Raw genomic sequence first — 1,431 nt, forward strand, 5'->3', positions numbered from 1 at the left:
CGATTCCGTTGAAAAAGGCCGGCAGTATTTTGTTGTAATAGCTCCGTCGCGACGTGACCGAACTGCTCCATCGACCCTATGCGAGCCTCGCGGTGGGCATCGGGATGAGCTTGGCCATCTTTCGAAGGTTCTGGGCGGTGGCCGCGAGGATGAACTCATCGCGCGCGCCGTTCGGGCCTCGTAAACGCAAACGGTCGAGCTTGAGGATGCGCTTGAGGTGGGCGAACAACATCTCGATTTTCTTGCGAAGCCGGCGCGAGGTGCCTCCCTCCCACGATTTGGCGATCTGGCGCGCCATGTCGCGAGCGCCTTCGTAGATGGAGCGCGGCACCCTCCGTGATGCCTGCTTGGGGCAACACCGAGCCTTCAATGCGCATCGATCACAATCGCGCTTGCTGGCGAGGTAAAGCATGGTGGCACCATCATTCACCAACGTTCCGGTGGTGGTAAGAACTTTGCCACCAGGGCAACGATAGATGTCGCCAGCATGGTCATAGGTGAAGTCGTCGCGCGAGAAGATACCGTCTGTGCGGGCGGACTTATCGAAGACTGTAACGTGCGGTTCGATGCCGTGCTCATAGACCAGCCAAGCGAGCATCTCGGCCGAGCCATAGCCGCTGTCACCGAGTAGCCGGCTCGGATAGAGATCAAACCGCTCCAGCGATCGTTCAATCATGCGCTTGGCGGCCAATACCTCCGCCTGCCGGATCGCCGTCGTTGCCTCAACATCGACGATGATCGCGTTCTCGACGTCGACCAGGTAGTTCGTCGAATAAGCGAAAAACGCTTGGCCACCGTGCGCCCCCGTCCAGCGCGCCGCCGGGTCGGAGGGCGATACGAACTTCGGGGTAACCTCGGTCGCCGCTCCGAACGCGGCATCATCGAGGACAGCCAGATACTCATCGATTGCTCGGCCGGCAGCCTCCGGCGGAAGTCCCTTATCGCCTTCGATGCCCTTCTGCCGATTGGCATCGGCCTTGATTAGGCTCGCATCAACCGCAAATCCCTCACCGCCGACCAGTCGTTCCTCGATGCAGCGGCGCAGCACGCTCTCGAACACGCGACGGAAGAGGTCGCTGTGCCGGAAGCGGCCGTGCCTGTTCTTGGAGAATGTCGAATGATCCGGCACCGCTCCATCCAGACCGAGCCGGCAGAACCACCGGTAGGCCAAATTGAGGTGAACCTCATCGCAAAGGCGCCGTTCCGATCGAATGCCGAAGCAGTAACCGATCAGGAGCATCCGGATCATCAGTTCAGGATCGATCGAAGGTCGGCCGATGCTACTGTAGAAAGGTGCCAGCTCCCGCCTGATCTCTTGCAGGTCGACGAACCTGTCGACCGATCTCAAAAGATGGTCGGAGGGAATATGCTTCTCGAGCGAGAACTCATAGAACAACGCAGCCTGCTCGACTTGCTGATGCCCCATCATGA

General features: G+C 59.7%; 1 protein-coding gene. It reads right to left on the bottom strand.

The features are described from left to right. Positions 1–76 precede the first annotated feature (76 nt). Complete coding sequence (locus tag ACM43_RS09660; RefSeq protein ID WP_271539860.1) at positions 77–1,429, bottom strand: IS1182 family transposase; 1,353 nt, start codon at positions 1,427–1,429, stop codon at positions 77–79. Positions 1,430–1,431: the final 2 nt, after the last annotated feature.

This window comes from Bradyrhizobium sp. CCBAU 45321 (genome assembly GCF_028128975.1).
GTDB lineage: Bacteria > Pseudomonadota > Alphaproteobacteria > Rhizobiales > Xanthobacteraceae > Bradyrhizobium > Bradyrhizobium yuanmingense.

Excerpts from the sequence above, each read along its gene's own strand:
- ACM43_RS09660 (WP_271539860.1), bottom strand. The coding sequence starts at position 1,429 with ATGATGGGGCATCAGCAAGTCGAGCAGGCTGCGTTGTTCTATGAGTTC.